At 44.5% G+C, this 15,725-nt stretch carries 15 protein-coding genes; 3 read left to right on the top strand and 12 right to left on the bottom strand.

The window, feature by feature from the left end; all coding sequences use genetic code 11:
* Positions 1–251 precede the first annotated feature (251 nt).
* From dapA to CVV54_09575, 8 genes are all read right to left on the bottom strand, one after another.
* Positions 252–1,145 (bottom strand): 4-hydroxy-tetrahydrodipicolinate synthase, encoded by an 894-nt coding sequence (dapA, locus tag CVV54_09610; GenBank protein ID PKL03724.1) that lies wholly within the window; start codon positions 1,143–1,145, stop codon positions 252–254.
* A gap of 121 nt (positions 1,146–1,266) precedes the next feature.
* Positions 1,267–2,538, bottom strand: a complete 1,272-nt coding sequence (locus tag CVV54_09605; GenBank protein ID PKL03723.1) for a C4-dicarboxylate ABC transporter permease — start codon at positions 2,536–2,538, stop codon at positions 1,267–1,269.
* Between the two features lies 1 nt (position 2,539).
* A complete protein-coding gene (locus CVV54_09600; GenBank protein PKL03722.1) occupies positions 2,540–3,070 on the bottom strand; it encodes a TRAP transporter small permease in 531 nt (176 codons plus the stop codon).
* Positions 3,071–3,146: 76 nt separating this feature from the next.
* Positions 3,147–4,142: a C4-dicarboxylate ABC transporter substrate-binding protein gene (locus CVV54_09595; GenBank protein ID PKL03721.1), complete on the bottom strand. Its 996-nt coding sequence runs from the start codon at positions 4,140–4,142 to the stop codon at positions 3,147–3,149.
* A 124-nt stretch (positions 4,143–4,266) separates the two neighbouring features.
* A complete protein-coding gene (locus CVV54_09590; protein PKL03720.1) occupies positions 4,267–5,400 on the bottom strand; it encodes a lactate dehydrogenase in 1,134 nt (377 codons plus the stop codon).
* Between the two features lie 36 nt (positions 5,401–5,436).
* On the bottom strand, positions 5,437–5,817 hold the full coding sequence (locus tag CVV54_09585) for a molybdopterin oxidoreductase (protein PKL03719.1): 381 nt from the start codon (positions 5,815–5,817) through the stop codon (positions 5,437–5,439).
* Complete coding sequence (locus tag CVV54_09580) at positions 5,814–7,058, bottom strand: pyridine nucleotide-disulfide oxidoreductase (GenBank protein ID PKL03718.1); 1,245 nt, start codon at positions 7,056–7,058, stop codon at positions 5,814–5,816. Before CVV54_09580 ends, CVV54_09585 begins: the two co-directional genes overlap by 4 nt.
* Before the next feature lie 2 nt (positions 7,059–7,060).
* Entirely contained in the window at positions 7,061–8,560 is a 1,500-nt protein-coding gene (locus CVV54_09575; protein ID PKL03717.1) for an FAD/NAD(P)-binding oxidoreductase, read from the bottom strand.
* A 414-nt stretch (positions 8,561–8,974) separates the two neighbouring features.
* Between CVV54_09575 and CVV54_09570 the strand changes: the two genes are divergently transcribed.
* Positions 8,975–9,736, top strand: a complete 762-nt coding sequence (locus CVV54_09570) for a FadR family transcriptional regulator (GenBank protein PKL03716.1) — start codon at positions 8,975–8,977, stop codon at positions 9,734–9,736.
* A 42-nt stretch (positions 9,737–9,778) separates the two neighbouring features.
* On the top strand, positions 9,779–11,077 hold the full coding sequence (locus tag CVV54_09565) for a hypothetical protein (GenBank protein PKL03715.1): 1,299 nt from the start codon (positions 9,779–9,781) through the stop codon (positions 11,075–11,077).
* A 197-nt stretch (positions 11,078–11,274) separates the two neighbouring features.
* On the opposite strand, the gene CVV54_09560 is transcribed toward CVV54_09565, so the two are convergent.
* Together CVV54_09560 and CVV54_09555 are read right to left on the bottom strand one after the other, a co-directional pair.
* On the bottom strand, positions 11,275–11,949 hold the full coding sequence (locus CVV54_09560; protein PKL03714.1) for a cytochrome C biogenesis protein ResB: 675 nt from the start codon (positions 11,947–11,949) through the stop codon (positions 11,275–11,277).
* Complete coding sequence (locus CVV54_09555; GenBank protein PKL03713.1) at positions 11,950–12,453, bottom strand: TlpA family protein disulfide reductase; 504 nt, start codon at positions 12,451–12,453, stop codon at positions 11,950–11,952.
* 188 nt (positions 12,454–12,641) lie between these two features.
* Here CVV54_09555 and CVV54_09550 point away from each other — a divergent pair, with 188 nt between their 5' ends.
* Positions 12,642–13,391, top strand: coding sequence for a hypothetical protein (locus CVV54_09550; protein ID PKL03712.1), 750 nt, complete (start codon positions 12,642–12,644; stop codon positions 13,389–13,391).
* 152 nt (positions 13,392–13,543) lie between these two features.
* Here the strand turns inward: CVV54_09550 and CVV54_09545 are convergent, their stop codons facing one another.
* Entirely contained in the window at positions 13,544–14,458 is a 915-nt protein-coding gene (locus CVV54_09545; GenBank protein PKL03711.1) for an EamA/RhaT family transporter, read from the bottom strand.
* Positions 14,446–15,720 (bottom strand): MFS transporter, encoded by a 1,275-nt coding sequence (locus CVV54_09540; GenBank protein PKL03710.1) that lies wholly within the window; start codon positions 15,718–15,720, stop codon positions 14,446–14,448. Before CVV54_09540 ends, CVV54_09545 begins: the two co-directional genes overlap by 13 nt.
* Between the last annotated feature and the right edge of the window lie 5 nt (positions 15,721–15,725).

Raw genomic sequence — 15,725 nt, 5'->3', positions numbered from 1 at the left:
ACCCATCGGCGAAGATGGTGTAATGGGGTAGATCGATATTACTTCATTGACTGCGTGAGCAACGTAAGCTGCCGCTTCGTTGCCGTCAAGTGTTACCATGATTTTTGTTGCCAATTTATATCGTCCTTCCTATGTTTGTTTACTTAAAAATCCGGCAAGCTCCCTGAGTAAAAAAGAAATACCTGCCGGATTTTTAGTAATACTACATATCATGCATGTAGTATTTATGTGTGGGATAAAAGGCAAGAAGTTTACTTATACCATGCTAAAAGTTTTTTTAATTCTTTTTCTAACGATTCTACTATTATTTTTGAAGGTTTTACCAATGGCAGGAGCGGATCTCCACAATCGATATCGATCATTTTCATAGCTTCTTTTAAAGGTCCTGGGTTTGACTCGGCAAAAATCAAACGCAACAATGGAGTTACTTTTATCACTACTTCAGATGCTTTTTCGAGCTCTCCTGCAGTAATGAGGTCAAACAAGTCCGCCCAAAGCCCGGGCAAAAGGTTCGATGTAGCTAATATTCCGCCTTTTGCCCCACATGAGACTTCCTGAAAGAACAAAAATTCCTCACCGGTGAGCACAGACGTGCGTTCCTTAACTTTGGACAAAAGTTCAAGAACCTGCCCCATATTAGGACAGCATTCTTTCATTCCAACAATTTGTCCATTTCTATCATTATCAAGCAGTCTTTCGACGGTTTCAGGAAGCATGTTGACTCCTGTACGATAGGGAATATTATAGAGAACCAGCGGAAGATCGACGTTTTTCATTATTTGCATGTAATACTCGTAAATACCCTGCTGATTAGCGACAACATAATATGGAGTAACTACCATGATCGCATCGGCGCCTAGTTCTTTGCATTTATTGCCCATGTTTATGGCCTCAGGGAGCCCAGGACCAATGATACCCGCAACGACCGGGACGCGCCCCTTATTTGCAGATATAGTCATCTTTACCGCGTCTATACGCTGCTCATCAGTGAGTGCACAATATTCACCGGTGCCCCCGAGAGCAACAAGTCCGGCAGTCCTGTTTTCAATTACAAAATTGACCAACTTATCCATGGCCTTTTCATTTACTTTGCCCTCGATAACTGGAGTGCAAAGCGCTGTGTATATTCCTTTAATTTTATCCATTTCAAACACTCCTCTTGTTAATATAATATTTTTTGTTTGACCATGTACTTTGGTACATTAACATGGCAGCATATTTTTAGAACTTAAAAAACAAATTTTTATCTACAAACAACACATCTTGTTATCTCAAAAGGAACAGTGAAAGTTCCGGAATGAATGTAAACAACAGCTGACAAATGATCATCACTGCAATAAAGGGTATCAATTTTACAGAAATTTTTTCCACACTGACCTTTGATATGGTAGAAGAAATAAACAAGTTACACCCATATGGCGGCGTTGAAAAACCAATTGCAAGACCAATACTTATGATCATACCGAACTGTATAGGGTCCATTCCAAGTTCTTTAACAATAGGAAGGAATATTGGAGTAAGGATTATCGTTGATGAAATATTATCAACAAAACAACCTATGATTAGGAGCACAGCATTGATAAGAAGCAACACAATAATCTTGCTTTGCGCAAAACCTAATATAAAAGTACCAACTTTTATTGGAATTCTTTCCATCGCGAGGTACGACGCAAACGATGTAGCAAGTCCGACCATAAAGAGCGTCGCCCCAATAACCATAATTGCATCCTTAAATGCCTTGAGGGTTATTTCATAGGTTAGCTCTTTATATATAAATTTCCCTACTATGATAGCGTAAACGGTTGCAACTACCGCAGCTTCTGTGGGAGTGAAGATGCCTCCATATATCCCTCCAAGAACAATAAACGGAACGAAAAGTGCCCATATCGACTCGACAAAAACCTTTACCACGGTCTTGAATGTCGGGATGCTTGACATTTTTGGATATTTTTCTTTCTTGCTGATAAAAAAAGCAACTATCATCAGCGCGATCCCGATTATTATTCCCGGGATTATGCCAGCGATAAAAAGATCACTTACAGAAGTTCCAGTAATGACTCCATACACGACAAAAGGTATGCTTGGAGGAATGATACAACCTATCGTACCTGCAGAAGATATTACCGCTGCTGCAAAAGCAGGGTTATATTTTTTTTCGACCATCATCGGAACCATAAAAGAACCGATAGCAGAGACCGTTGCTGCAGCAGATCCTGAAATGGCGCCAAAGAACATACATGCAACTATTGTTACCATTGCAAGACCTCCTGTGATGAAACCCACAAGACACTCAGCCATCGCTACTATACGGCGTGATATTCCGCCATAAGTCATCAGGGAACCCGCTAACATGAAGAAAGGTATTGCCAGCAGCGGGAAAGAATCCATGCCCGTAAAACCGTTCTGCGCTATCAATACGAGAGGGAGATGGCTGCAGACAAATATTGTTGTTGCAGTAGCTACGCCAAGGGATATTCCGATTGGAACAGACAGGGCCAAAAGCGTAAATAGTATCCCAAAAAGAAGTCCTATGTCCATATTACATTGTCACTCCTTCTAACGCTTCTTCTGCAAGTTTATTTGGGTCGTTATTTTCTATCCCTGGAATAACACCTGTGCGGATAATAGAAACTATGTCAAGGAGGAGACGAACAGACATGAATATTGCTCCACAGGGGACACATGCGTAAGCCCAGCCCATATTTATCTGCATTGCAGTTGAGAGCTGCTGTTGCATTACTACTATAGATACAAGTTTTATTCCCTGATAACCAAGAAACGCGCAGAATGAAAACCATACCGTAAGTACAAAGAGCTCTAAAGCGATCCGAGCTTTTCCGTGCAGTTTGTTTGGAAACATCGTTATACGCAGATGCGATCTGTTTGCGAGTGCGTAGTCTGCACCTACCCATATAAGCCATAGAAACATATATCTTGCTGCCTCATCGACCCATGAGAGAGAGGCACTGAAAATGTACCTCAATACAACATTCATAAAGACGATAAGTGTCGATACCAAAAGATTTAGAATTAAAAATCTTTCTTCTATCTTGTTAAAAATATTAAGCATAATACAACTCCTTTCCTTATGTGGGAGAGAGAAAAATTCTCTCTCCCTAAGAAGTTATCGACCGTACATCCTCACTCTATTTGTTGTATGAAGTTACCATTTCTATAAGGTCAGCTCCTACAACCGGCTCCATGATCTTAAACACTGGTTTTGCAGCATCCATAAATGCTTTCTTCTCTGCAGGTGTCAGATAATAAACGTTAACTCCAGCTTTCCTAAGCTGCTCGATAAGATCTTTAGACGCTTTCTGCTGGCTCTTTCTTGATTCATCGCGGAATTTCCTTGCACCATCCGCAACAATTTTCTTCAGATCATCTGGAAGCTTTTTATAAAAATTTTCGCTGATAAACAGTGCGGAAGGAGCATAAACATGGTCCGTCATTGAAATATATTTCTGAACTTCATAAAGTTTTGAGCTGTAGATCAGAGTAATCGGGTTCTCCTGTGCATCGACAGTTTTCTGAAGGAGCGCTGTATAGAGTTCTCCAAAATCTACAGGTGTGGGGTTAGCGCCAAATGCTTTAAAAAGCTCAAGGTGTGCGGGAATCGGCTGAACTCGAATCTTCATACCTTTGAGATCCGCCGGGGTTTTTATGACCTTAGTATTGTTTGTTATTTCACGGAATCCGTTTTCTGCAAACCCAAGAAGGCGAACACCCTTAGGATTTAACTGCGAATTCAATATACCTACCAACTTGCCATCCAGTGCTTTATACGCCGTAAAATTGTCCTTAAAGAGGTACGGCAGATCAAGGACCTGGAACTTGGGACTGATACTTGCGGCAATTCCTGGTGACAGCATAGCCATTTCTACTGTTCCCAGAGTCATTCCTTCAAGCATCTGACGTTCACCGCCAAGTTGTGCATTCGGATAGAGGTCAACAACAAGGCGTCCCTTTGATGTATCTTCGACATATTTCTTGAATACATTTTTAAATACCTGGAAGTTGTTTTCTTTATCCGTTGCGCTGTAGCCAAATTTAATGCGAAAATCTTCCTTTGCAAAGGCCGTACCGAATAACATAGACACCAGGAAGATAGAGATGATAACAATGCTAAAGTTCTTTTTCATATTATTGACCTCCCAAATAATTTATTTTATGTTCTGCAAATTACCCATTTCAATTTCTAAAATAACTACAGCCTCCTTTATAAGTATTTTGAAAGTCTATATCGGACACGTGTTGATCTGGAAGCTAAGGATGAACAAAAATTGATTCCAATTCTGCTTCTTTTTTGGTCAAAATGGCAACTTCCCTAAGTATGTCAACAATTTCGGGGCTCAATTCGATACCCTCCTTGACTGCCTTGGCGTGCGCTGCGCGTGATTTGTCGCCGGGCATGAGGACTGGCAGGCTGGGATCGAGAGGCGCCGTCTTTCTATATTCGTTGATGATGTATTTGACGTGCTCACGAACTTCATGGGCATCGCCAAAAAGCGCAGGATCGATCGCCATGAAGAAGAAGCAGATACCCTCGTGCGCAAGCGGTATAAACTTACTGGGCGTTCCGCCAGAGAGACCGCCCGTGAGGAGTTCAACGAGCATCGCAAGACCGTAACCCTTATGTCCGCTTAATATCTCTGTGACACCGCCGAGGGGAACGAGTCCGCCGGTGTCAGGCTTCGGTGCGTCGCTTCTGTCGTCTCCGTGGTGGAGGATCTCAAGCGCTTCTTTGAAGTCAGTCACGACATTGCCCCTGCCGTCGATGATCACTTCGCGGGGAATTATTCCGCTTTCCGCAAATACCTGGCTGCGGACGAGCTTCCCGTGTGCCATTACGCATGTCGCCATATCAAGGTTGAACATCGGCTCGTCGCCCGCTGTCGGGAAGGCGAATGTCAGCGGGTTCGTGCCAAGATTGCGCTCCGCGCTTCGTGTCGGGCAGACACAGCGGACCGTGTTAGTGGAAGCAATGCCGATCAATCCTTCTTTGGCCATCATCTCTGACCAGTGAGCCGCGAATCCATAGTGGTTTGCCTGGCGTACTGTCGTTATGCAGACACCTGATTTCTTTGCTTTTTCAATGGTTTTTTTAACGGCAAAATCGGCGATGCAGTAGCCCACGCCTGAATGGCCGTCAAGAACGATGGAGAGCGGCGTTTCAAAAACCGTCGTTGGTTCCGGAGCGTTCAGGTCGAGGTTACCGGCTTTGAGATGGCTGACATAGGTCATCATCGCGGCGACGCCGTGTGAATGTTTGTGGCGTGAGTCCGCCTCGACAAGACAGCTAGTGACGGTCGAAGCCTGATAGTCGGAATATCCGAGCCCCATGAATATTTCCTTTGCGACCCGGTAAAGATCATCGTATTTAACTACATAGTCCCTCATAATAACTTCCTCCTTCTTGGTTTATGGAACAATTCTTTATTTCGCCTTTAACGGTACGTTTCTGGTTACGATTACCTCTGTTTCAGTTCCCGCTGGGTTCGAGAGCACCACGTCGCCTATCTCCAGCGGCGCGGAGAGCCTGATCTTTTTTATTTCTGCTACCACCTCAAAAATTTTCGCCAGCGGAACCGGCTTGGTGAGGCGTACGCTGGCCTCGAGAAAATCGCCGCCCGAGACAATAACGCTTGATGAGAAAGTTCTCATCGGATTCTCTATCTCCTGTTTCACCCAGCTTTTACCGCGCGGACAGCGCGTGCCCTCAACGCTTATCAGTTTTGGAGAGTTGCCCTCTTCGTAGCGGACCTTTATCGGACATCCATTTGGACATACAACACAGATAAATTCTTTTTCTGTCATCTTACGCGTACCTCCAGCGAATCTATCTTTCCAATATCAAGTTTGCCCATATCCACCCATACCATCTCTGCAGGATGCATGCGCGCTTCTTTTCTTGACATTAGCACGCTACCGCCGTCGCACACCTCTATGATCCTGTCGCACATGGGAGAGGTTACCCTAAAGGCCAACGACACCTCATCACCCTGTTTTATCCTTTGAGGAACCACATAACGGACATCTTTCCCTGGTCTAACTGGAATTTCTTTGCCAGAGATGGCAAGTTTCCCTGCAACGTAAAGAGCTGCGCTCTTTCCCGCACGTTCCGCCTCCATGGATACAAAATCCACCAGATCGTGAACGTGGAGAACATTTCCGCAGGCAAATACTCCTGGAAGTTTCGTCATGCACCTATCATCAACATCTGCACCCTGTGTTACGTCACACATCACAATTCCAGCTTCCCTTGTAAGTTCGTTTTCCGGAATAAGTCCCACCGAAAGAAGCAATGTATCGCATGAAACAAAACGCTCTGTTCCTTTCACAGGCTTTCGCTCATCATCGACCTGCGCAACAGTTACACCTTCCAGGCGGCCTTTGGGTCCGTAAATGTCTATTACTGTAGTTGAGAGGTGAAGCGGGATGCCGTAATCTTCCAGGCACTGTTGTATATTTCTCTGCAAACCACTGGAATATGGGAGAACTTCAAAGACAGCTTCCACCTTGGCACCCTCCAATGTAAGGCGGCGGGCCATGATAAGCCCAATATCACCTGAACCCAGAATCACTACGTGTTTTCCCGGCATAATGTTTTCAAGGTTCACCAGGTTCTGGACTGTCCCTGCTGTGTATACACCGGCAGGTCTGTGTCCTGGAATTGCCAGTGCCCCACGCGTACGTTCCCGGCAGCCCATCGCCAAAACAACGGCTTTTGCCTTTATTTCTTTTATTTCGCCCATTCGGCTGACGCAGAGCACTTTATCCTTTGAAAGATCCAGCACTATAGTCTTATCCATCACCTGGATACTGAGTCCTCTAATTTTTTGTATGAATCGGTCGGCATACTCAGGACCTGAAAGGGCCTCATTGAACGCGTGCACACCGAAACCGTCATGGATACATTGATTTAGTATGCCCCCTAATATCCTGTCTCTTTCTATCAAGAGGATATCGTTGCAGCCGGCCTCTTTTGCTGCTGCCGCGGCAGCAAGTCCGGCGGGGCCCCCGCCAATTATTACCAGATCATGCTTTTCGCGTATCATGATTAATCTTTTCCTTTCATTACATTTCCGGTAAAGAGATTGGAGCCTGCCTCTCTTAAAACATAATCTTCCGGCGTAAATCCATACTCATCCCGCAGTATTCTCACGATCCTCGGCATGCAGAAGCCACCCTGACAACGCCCCATGCCGTTTCTTGCACGGTATTTGATACTTGCGAGAGTCCTGGCTCCCAACGAATTCTCTATCGCATCGCGTACTTCTTTTTTTGTGATTTTTTCACATCGACAGATTATCTCTCCGTACTCGGGTTCCAACTTAATAAGACGCTCCTGTTCTTCTTTGGACAAATCACTAAAATGTCCCGCAAAACCTGAGCACTCAGCAAGAAATTTTTCCTTTTCCTCGAGAGGGATATGCTTTGAAACAATGTCACGAACTTTTTCCGCAATTGCCGGAGCGCTAGTCAGTCCCGGACTCTCTATGCCAATCAGGTTAATAAAACCGTTTAAGCTCTTTGTCTCTTCGATGATAAAATCAGCATTTCCTCCCTCGGCAGGAGGAGTAAGCTTCGGACGATTGCCAGCAAAGTTACGGATAAAATCACTCATTTTTATATCCGGCAGAAGTTTATGTGCTTCTCTTCTAAGATCTTCAAGAACCGGCGCCGTAACTCTATAGTCCTCAGGCGTTTCTTCCGGGATATATTCCGCACTTGGACCAATAAGAATATTGCCGTCCACTGTTGGAGTAAGATGTATGCCAAGCCCAGCGTCTTTTGCCCCAGGAACAGGGTATACCAGAGTTTTCAATGTTCCATCAAGACGATTGTCCAAAACAAAATATTCCCCGCGGCATGGCCATATCTTGAGACTCTCGCCATTGTTGCCCTCATTTACCCCTGCAAGTCCACTTATTCGACAGCTTGAAAGGCCGGCAGCGTTTATTAATATATCGGCAGAAAAAGTCTCTCCATTACTAGTTGTTACGGTAAATTTTCCGGATTCATCTTTTTTAACTGTCAAAACCTCACTCTTAAGGAAATATTCCACTCCGTTAGTGTGAGCATTTTCTGCAAGAGCTATCGTTAGTCCGTACGGCGAAATTATCGCGCTGGTTGGACTCCAAATAGCCGCAATTCCCTCAATCCCAGGTTGGATCTTCTGCATCTCATGGTTATTAAGTATTACGAGGTCAGGCACACGGTTAGCTGTTCCTTGCTCCATAAGGCGCTTTAGTCCGGGCAAGTCATTTTCGTCAATAGCCGTAGTTAATTTACCTATTCTCTTCATCTTCACCTTAAGTTCAGAGCAAAGCTTGTCCATCATCGCATTGCCACTTACCGACAGTTTTGCTCTTAATGTTCCTGCTTCGTAGTTTATGCCCGAGTGGAGAACACCGCTGTTCCTACAGCTTGTTTCCATACCCACATCAGATTCTTTTTCCAGCAATGCAACTGTCATCCTGAAGCGTGAAAGTTCACGCGCGATAGCGTTGCCTACTACGCCGCCCCCTATGATCAAAACATTGAACCGATACTTCAAATTTAAAACCTCCAGAGAATTATTTACTGGTCTACCATGGAATACTAGATTTTTTTGTTTAGAGGCATTATAATACCGATATTAAAGAAATGCAAGGTATCCCTTGGTAGCCCAAGGTGAATCCCAATGGGGTTGATAAAATTAAACAACATTGTTCGTAAGCAGAAATAACTAGTTTTCACTAATGGGGTTTTAAAATAATTAACATAATCTTTATCAAAAATTTCATAAAAAAATTTTGGGTTGAAAGGTCTATGCGAATAAAACAAAAAGCTATTGCCAGCTCACATAAATCAATATTTCTAATATTAGTTTTAATAAAAATATTAAATTATGCTAAAGTATTATTGAAATACCTCATTTGAACTGGCAAACATAACAACAAAAGCAGAAAGTGCGGGAGTGATTTGTGTTATGAACAGCAAAAGAAAACTGGTGATAGAGAAACTGCTTCAAAAAATACACAGCGGTGAGATCGTCCTTAATGACAAACTTCTGCCCGAGAGGCAATTGGTTGATGCGGTAGGAGAGACCCGTCCGGTACTCCGTGAGGGACTTATCGCGCTTGAGGCAATGGGAGTACTTGACATCAGAGACAGGCAAGGAATTTATCTTTCTCCTATAGAGGAAAACGAAGCTAAAATGATGCTTCAGAAAGTCCACGGTTGGCCAGCGGACATCCTCTCGCGGGCAATGGAAGTCAGGCAAATAATAGAACCTGTAGCAACGGGAATAGCGGCATCCCGACGTGACGAAAAAGATCTCTCAAAAATGTGTGAGTGCCTGGAGCATATGAAAGAACTCGCTGAACAAACGACTGAAGAAGCAGCAGAAAAGGGGGCATATTGGAACACGGCCTTTCATACCATAATCGTGGAATCTGCAGATAACGCGTACCTGTCACGAATTTATGAAGGCGTCTATGCGACCATAGAACAGGGCATGTTTTTAATGAGAATAAATACCTCTCCCGAGGCTGAAGGGGGACGCGTCGCAGCCTATCAAGATCACGTGAGGCTTTTCGAACTTATAGAAGCCAGGGACTCTGCCGAAGCAGAACTTTATTCAGAGAAACACCTTCAGCACACGATAAATGCGCTTGTGCAGCTTGGACAAATAGTCCCGGCCGCCAATCTTTTTCAAGAGAAACTAGCTGGACGTGCCCGTCTGCTTTAAGATATGTGGGATAAGGATAGAAAGAAAGGAATCTGATCATTTATGCTCTTTAACATGCCAATCGCATATAATTTAATAAAAACAAACTTCAATGGCTTCCCAAGAATGATAAAAGTTGAGCAAAAATTTTTCAACGACCATGTAGATGATATCGATACGTGCGTACATAACGAAATTGCTAAACTTCCTCTGCCTAATCTCATTGGTAAAAGCATCGCGGTAACTGCCGGCAGCCGTGGTATTCCAAACTTTATGGAAACCTGCAGGGCTGTTGGGCGTGAGCTCCGCATTAAGGGTGCATTGCCCTTTGTAGTTCCTGCAATGGGCAGTCACGGCGGTGGCACCTCCGAAGGACAGATAGAGGTTTTAGCCTCTCTGGGCATGACAGAGGAAACACTTGAAATGCCTATAAAGGCAACTATGGATACTGCGGTTCTGGGACACTCGCCAGAGGGTGTAGAGGTAAACTGTGATGCAAACGCATACGGTGCTGACTATATTGTTGTCTGCGGACGCGTAAAACCGCACACCGACTTCCGCGGGCCCATAGAAAGCGGACTTTGTAAAATGATGATAGTCGGACTCGGTAAACACCGCGGTGCAGTGTCATTTCACAAGACCGGCGGAATTTTTGGCATGAGTGAAAGACTTCAAAGTTCTGCCAGAATATTCCTCGAAAAAACAAAAGTTCTCTTCGCAGTGGCACTGATAGACAATGCATATCATCAAACAAAACGCATTGAAGCGGTCATGCCAAAAGACATACTGACACACGAGCAGGAATTGCTAAAAGAAGCTTCAGCTGCAATGCCAAGGATAGCCTTCGACGATATAGATACTCTTGTCGTAGACCAGTACGGTAAAGAGATAAGCGGTGCAGGTATGGACCCGAATATAACCGGACGATTTTTATTCGCTCCTGAAAAGCACATGGAAGGTTATCCACATCCGAAAAAAATCGCGATCCTTCGCATTACAAAGATGAGCCACGGAAATGCCGCTGGGCTCGGAATTGCAGATTTCGTCTGCCGTAAATTCGCTCAGGAGCTCGACCTTGCCGCGACATATACAAACAGCCTCTCATCCCCTCTTTGCATGGCAAAAATACCAATGGTCATGAATAATGATTTTGATACAATATATGCTGCTGCCTCTGCCTGCGGAAAGACAGATATCAAAGAAGTGAAAATAGTGAGAATACATAACACTTTGGAATTAAATCATATTTGGGTCTCCGAAAACTATATGCCAGAAATAGTATCAAGCTCAACGATTAAAATTGTTGAGGGTCCTAGGGAGATGGGGTTTGATCCAGATGGTAATTTAACAGATTTACCATAGACCAAAATAAAATTGCAAAGTATATATATCATGAATATAATATATGAATAAAATTATATATTAGTACCTATTAAAACGACTACCAACATAAAAATAAACTGTTTTTCTGCAAATTGCGCAACCAAACTCTTAAAATTGGACTAAACAATAAATTCTATGATAAACTGAAATTATCAAAGATTATATACTAGTATTTCCTACATGAAGAGGCCGGCCCAATAACCGAACAAGTCAAATATCATCATAAGTCCGGCAAAAACAAGGATCAGCCCGGATATGATTTTGATCTGCCTGCCATGCTTCTTAAGCCACTGGAAGACGCCTTTAATATTTGTGAAAAAGACTGCCGCAAGTATATATGGAACTCCCAGGCCCATTGAAAAGACAAATAGGTAGAAAACTCCCTGCAAAACTGTTTTCCCGCTTCCCGCAAGCATGAGGGCAGAACCAAGAAACGGACCAAGACATGGAGACCAGCCAAGAGAGAATGCTGCCCCAAAGAGCAAAGCACCAATAAACCCGCCGCGTTTCTGCAGGCCAATGTCGATCTTTTTTTCAACGTCCAGGAAACCGATCTTGAATATTCCAAGGAAATGGAGTCCAAATATAAAAATTATTGCTCCGCTTACCCGCTGTAAAAGCATCCTGTGTTCATTCATAACAGCGCCAATAGCAGTTGCTGTGGCTCCCAATGCCATAAAGACAAAAGTAAACCCGCAAACAAAACCTATCGTATTTACGATGCTTGCTTTTTTCCCATGTTCTGTTTCAGCGGCAAGGTACATGAGATATACAGGAAGCATAGGAAGCATGCACGGCGATATGAAGGCCAAAAAGCCTTCGAGAAATAAAAGTGGAAGGTCAGTCCACATTTACTTTATTTCCTTTATTACCTTTAGCACTGTCTCTTTTGTCGTCTCACCAAATATCTGCCAGTGAAGTTTACCCTTACGATCCACTACGACAGTAGTTGGCAGCCACTTTATGTCATAGAGTTTTGCAGCTTTACCTTCTGTGTCTAAGAGGACCCTCATTCCGTAGCCATTTTCCTTGACGAATGCTTCGACTTTGCTCTTCGTGTCTCTTTTGCCGTCTGTCATGTTTACGGCAAGCAGTACCGCATCATTCTTTTTCTTCAGCTCTTTGTCCAGAAGGTCGAAATCGGGCATCTCTTTTTTGCAGGGCGGACACCATGTAGCCCAGAAATTAATGACTACCGTCTTTCCTTTAAAATCGCTGAGTTTTATGTTCTTTCCATTCAAATCGGCAAGCTCGAAATCGCTTACAGGGGAACCGATCTCTATTGCAGATGCGATCTGCGCAATGCTGGATATGATCATCACTGCAGCAAGAAAGCTTAATAAGGCCTTTTTCATGGGGCATCTCTCCCGTTTTCAGATTTAATACTCTGACATTCTATATTCAAATATCGATGTTGTCATAAGTGATGCGGCGTATTTTTAAAACAGCTCCAAAAATTAAACTATTTAGATGGATCCTTGACAATATGGTCATTTAACTGCTATTTTCTCTAAGGTAATTTATTCAATTGGGGGGAATAATGATGTCGTTTTATAAGATCAGAAGCAAGACACGCTCGTGGGATGGTGAACCGATCGGAATACTGATACTCGATGCCGCATACCCTTGTGTACCCGGGAACGTCGGAAACGCGACCACCTATCCATTTCCTGTTCGCTACCATGAAGTTAAAGGGGCCTCAATAGAAAGGCTTCTGAATCAGCGGGACCTGACGCTCCTGGAACCATTCCTTGAAGGAGCACGTAAACTCGAAGCTGAAGGAGTACGTGGAATAACAGGCGCCTGCGGCTTTATGGCTCTTTTCCAGCAGGAAATAGCTGATGCGGTAGATATCCCTGTCTTTATGTCGAGTATGCTTCAGGTCCCCTTTATAACCAGAACGCTCAAAAGGGGCCAGAAAGTCGGGATAATATCGGCAAACGCTTCTGTTATGACTGAACAGCATCTCAGAAATGTGGGCATTACTCCTGATATGCCAGTTGTCCTTTACGGAATGGAAGATAAATATGAGTTCCGTTCCTCCGTTCTGGAAGAAAAAGGAACAATGGATACAGACGTTATAGAAAAAGAGATCCTTGAAGTATGTGATCAGATGCTTAAAGATCACCCCGAAGTGGCGGCTATACAGCTTGAGTGCAGCGACCTTCCCCCATTTGCTGCAGCAGTACACGCACACACCGGGCTTCCGGTATTTGATTTTATAACCATGATAAGACACGTTGAGTCAGCATTGAACCCTACAAAGTACTGCGGGCCAAACTGCCATATGTAATAAAAGCATTCACTCATTGTCCTATTTCTACATGAAGATACAATGGACCGGCATTCTACATCAGCCGGTCCATTGTCTTTGATTTATCAGGATCTTTACTCAGTATAAAAGGTCCGTTGATAAGACATACACCGGTTAAGAAAATACCTTTGCTAAAGCTGCCCAGAAGATCTTCTGTGTTTTAGGAAAGTCTCTGTTTCAGTCAGCATCATGCCTGCTATGACCAGCATACCGCCAACCGCTCCCTGTAGGTGGAATGGATCTTGCCCGCTGAGCACGGCAACCATATAACCGAAAAGGCCCTCCAGTGAAAAGATGACCGCAACATGTGATTCAGGTGTGATCCTCTGAGCTTTGAACTGGATGATGAAACACAATATCGTGTTTCCCAGTGAAACACAGAGCAGGGTCGCCCAGATATTCAGACCGAATGACCCTATATCGGGCAGTGGTTCGAATATGCAGGCTAATATGGTCATGACCGCTGCAAGCATAATTATGTGAAGGGCAACAAGGCGATATGGCTCGACCCTACGGGCACCAAACCCTGCGGCAAGTACCTGGAACGCATAAAAGATCGCCATTATGAAAGAAAGAAAATCTCCAATGTTGAATTCCATCCCCGGAGTAAAACCCATTACGAGCAGCCCTGCGGTAGTTATGCCAGCGCCTGCAAAGATCCATAAACTTGGCTTCGTCTTATAGATTATCCAAACAAAGAGAGGCACAAGAACTACATTCAACCCTCCGATGAAGGCCTGTTTGCTTGCAGTGCTGTATACCAGGCCAAATGTCATGGAAATAAATACCCCTGTAAGAACAGCAGTGAGAACAGAAGATATCGCCCACTCCCGCCTCGTCGAGGTAATTATTTTCTTTGGAAACATCAATACGAGAAAAAAGGCAGCCATCAGCATCCTTAACGCGACGGCCCACAGAGGGGTTATGCTCCTTGCCAGAAGAGCGCTCATCGGGATGCCCGCTCCCCATATGAAGGCGACGAGCACCAGAAGCATATCTGCCATCAATATCTGCTTTGCGCTGAATTCTGTTTTTAGTTCTCCCATTGCACTGCCTCCGGATCCTCAAGAGCTTTTGATATCTGGTCTTTGATCCTGTCGATCTTCCTAAGAAAATAATACGCGATCACTGCGCTTATGGATCCGCATATAAAAAGTGCCCAGTCAGTTCCGAGATGATCAGCCAGCCTCCCTGAAAGCAAACTGCCAAATGGCGGGATTCCAAGGATCGCCATCGTATAAAGCGCCATTATCCTACTCCTGTTGCCGGCAGGGACCATAGACTGAAGAAGCGTATTGCACGAGATCGTGCTTGTTACCATACAGAACCCGACAGGGGCGGCAAGTGCTATGCCGGCGTAAATATTTCCTGAAAGCGAAAAAAAGACTACTGAAACTCCAAAAGCAAGACATGCCCTTGTGCACCACCAGTAAAGCCTGTCCGAAGATTTCAGTGAGGCCATTATAAATGATCCCGCAAGAGCTCCTATCGCTACTCCCATAAGCAGGAAGCCAAGTGTCTCCGAGGTCCCGCCGAGAACGCTTTTTGCCATTGCAGGCATAAGGACGATGCTTGGGAAGCAGAAGAATCCCGTACTTGCGATCAGCATAAGGAGATAGCGGCTCGGAGCAAAATTTCTGGCCATCCTGAACCCTTCGGCAGTATCTTTTAAGGGCTGTGACCGGCTGCCGTCGCTTTTGCCGATCGGAGGACGCTCCATCTTCATCTTTTTTACCGCAAAAAGCGTTGAAGAATAGGCAAAGCCGTTTATAAGAAAGCAGACTCCCTCTCCAACTGCGTGTATAGCAAAGCCGGCGATCGTCGGCCCGATCATCCTTGCCACGTTGAAATTCATGGAATTGAGGGCAACCCCGTTCGGGACATCCTCTCTTCTGTCTACCATGTAGGAGACAAGAGAATATCTGCACGGCAGTTCAAAAGCATCCAGAAGCCCAAGCAACAGGCTCATAAAGATGACCATGTGGAAAGTAACAAGACCGGTAAGGGTAAGAAAAGCAAGTATAAACGCTACCATCATGCATCCGGCCTGACAGCAGAACAAAGTCTTCCTAAGATCCCATCTCTCGATCAAAGCCCCTGCAAATGGTGCAAATATAAAGACCGAAATGGAGGCTGCGAAATCAATTATACCAAGAGCGCTGTTAAGGCCGGTAAGCCTGAACACCAGCCAGCCCATTGCAACTCGGTGCATCCAGAGGCCGGTCAGCGAAATAGCCTGGGCCATAAAGAAAAGTCTGTAATTCCTGCTTCGAAGGGCACGCAGTGAATCAGGGACAACTATCCGCATAACGG

It is taken from the genome of Synergistetes bacterium HGW-Synergistetes-1 (assembly GCA_002839185.1).
Taxonomy (GTDB): domain Bacteria; phylum Synergistota; class Synergistia; order Synergistales; family Synergistaceae; genus Caenicola.
Note: the sequence above shows the minus strand (reverse complement) of the source record. Positions and strands in the feature narration are given on the sequence as shown.

Coding starts and splice junctions, on each gene's coding strand:
- dapA (PKL03724.1), bottom strand. CDS start 1,145: ATGGATAAAATTAAAGGAATATACACAGCGCTTTGCACTCCAGTTATC.
- CVV54_09605 (PKL03723.1), bottom strand. CDS start 2,538: ATGGACATAGGACTTCTTTTTGGGATACTATTTACGCTTTTGGCCCTG.
- CVV54_09600 (PKL03722.1), bottom strand. CDS start 3,070: ATGCTTAATATTTTTAACAAGATAGAAGAAAGATTTTTAATTCTAAAT.
- CVV54_09595 (PKL03721.1), bottom strand. CDS start 4,142: ATGAAAAAGAACTTTAGCATTGTTATCATCTCTATCTTCCTGGTGTCT.
- CVV54_09590 (PKL03720.1), bottom strand. CDS start 5,400: ATGAGGGACTATGTAGTTAAATACGATGATCTTTACCGGGTCGCAAAG.
- CVV54_09585 (PKL03719.1), bottom strand. CDS start 5,817: ATGACAGAAAAAGAATTTATCTGTGTTGTATGTCCAAATGGATGTCCG.
- CVV54_09580 (PKL03718.1), bottom strand. CDS start 7,058: ATGATACGCGAAAAGCATGATCTGGTAATAATTGGCGGGGGCCCCGCC.
- CVV54_09570 (PKL03716.1), top strand. CDS start 8,975: ATGAACAGCAAAAGAAAACTGGTGATAGAGAAACTGCTTCAAAAAATA.
- CVV54_09565 (PKL03715.1), top strand. CDS start 9,779: ATGCTCTTTAACATGCCAATCGCATATAATTTAATAAAAACAAACTTC.
- CVV54_09560 (PKL03714.1), bottom strand. CDS start 11,949: ATGTGGACTGACCTTCCACTTTTATTTCTCGAAGGCTTTTTGGCCTTC.
- CVV54_09555 (PKL03713.1), bottom strand. CDS start 12,453: ATGAAAAAGGCCTTATTAAGCTTTCTTGCTGCAGTGATGATCATATCC.
- CVV54_09550 (PKL03712.1), top strand. CDS start 12,642: ATGTCGTTTTATAAGATCAGAAGCAAGACACGCTCGTGGGATGGTGAA.
- CVV54_09545 (PKL03711.1), bottom strand. CDS start 14,458: ATGGGAGAACTAAAAACAGAATTCAGCGCAAAGCAGATATTGATGGCA.
- CVV54_09540 (PKL03710.1), bottom strand. CDS start 15,720: ATGCGGATAGTTGTCCCTGATTCACTGCGTGCCCTTCGAAGCAGGAAT.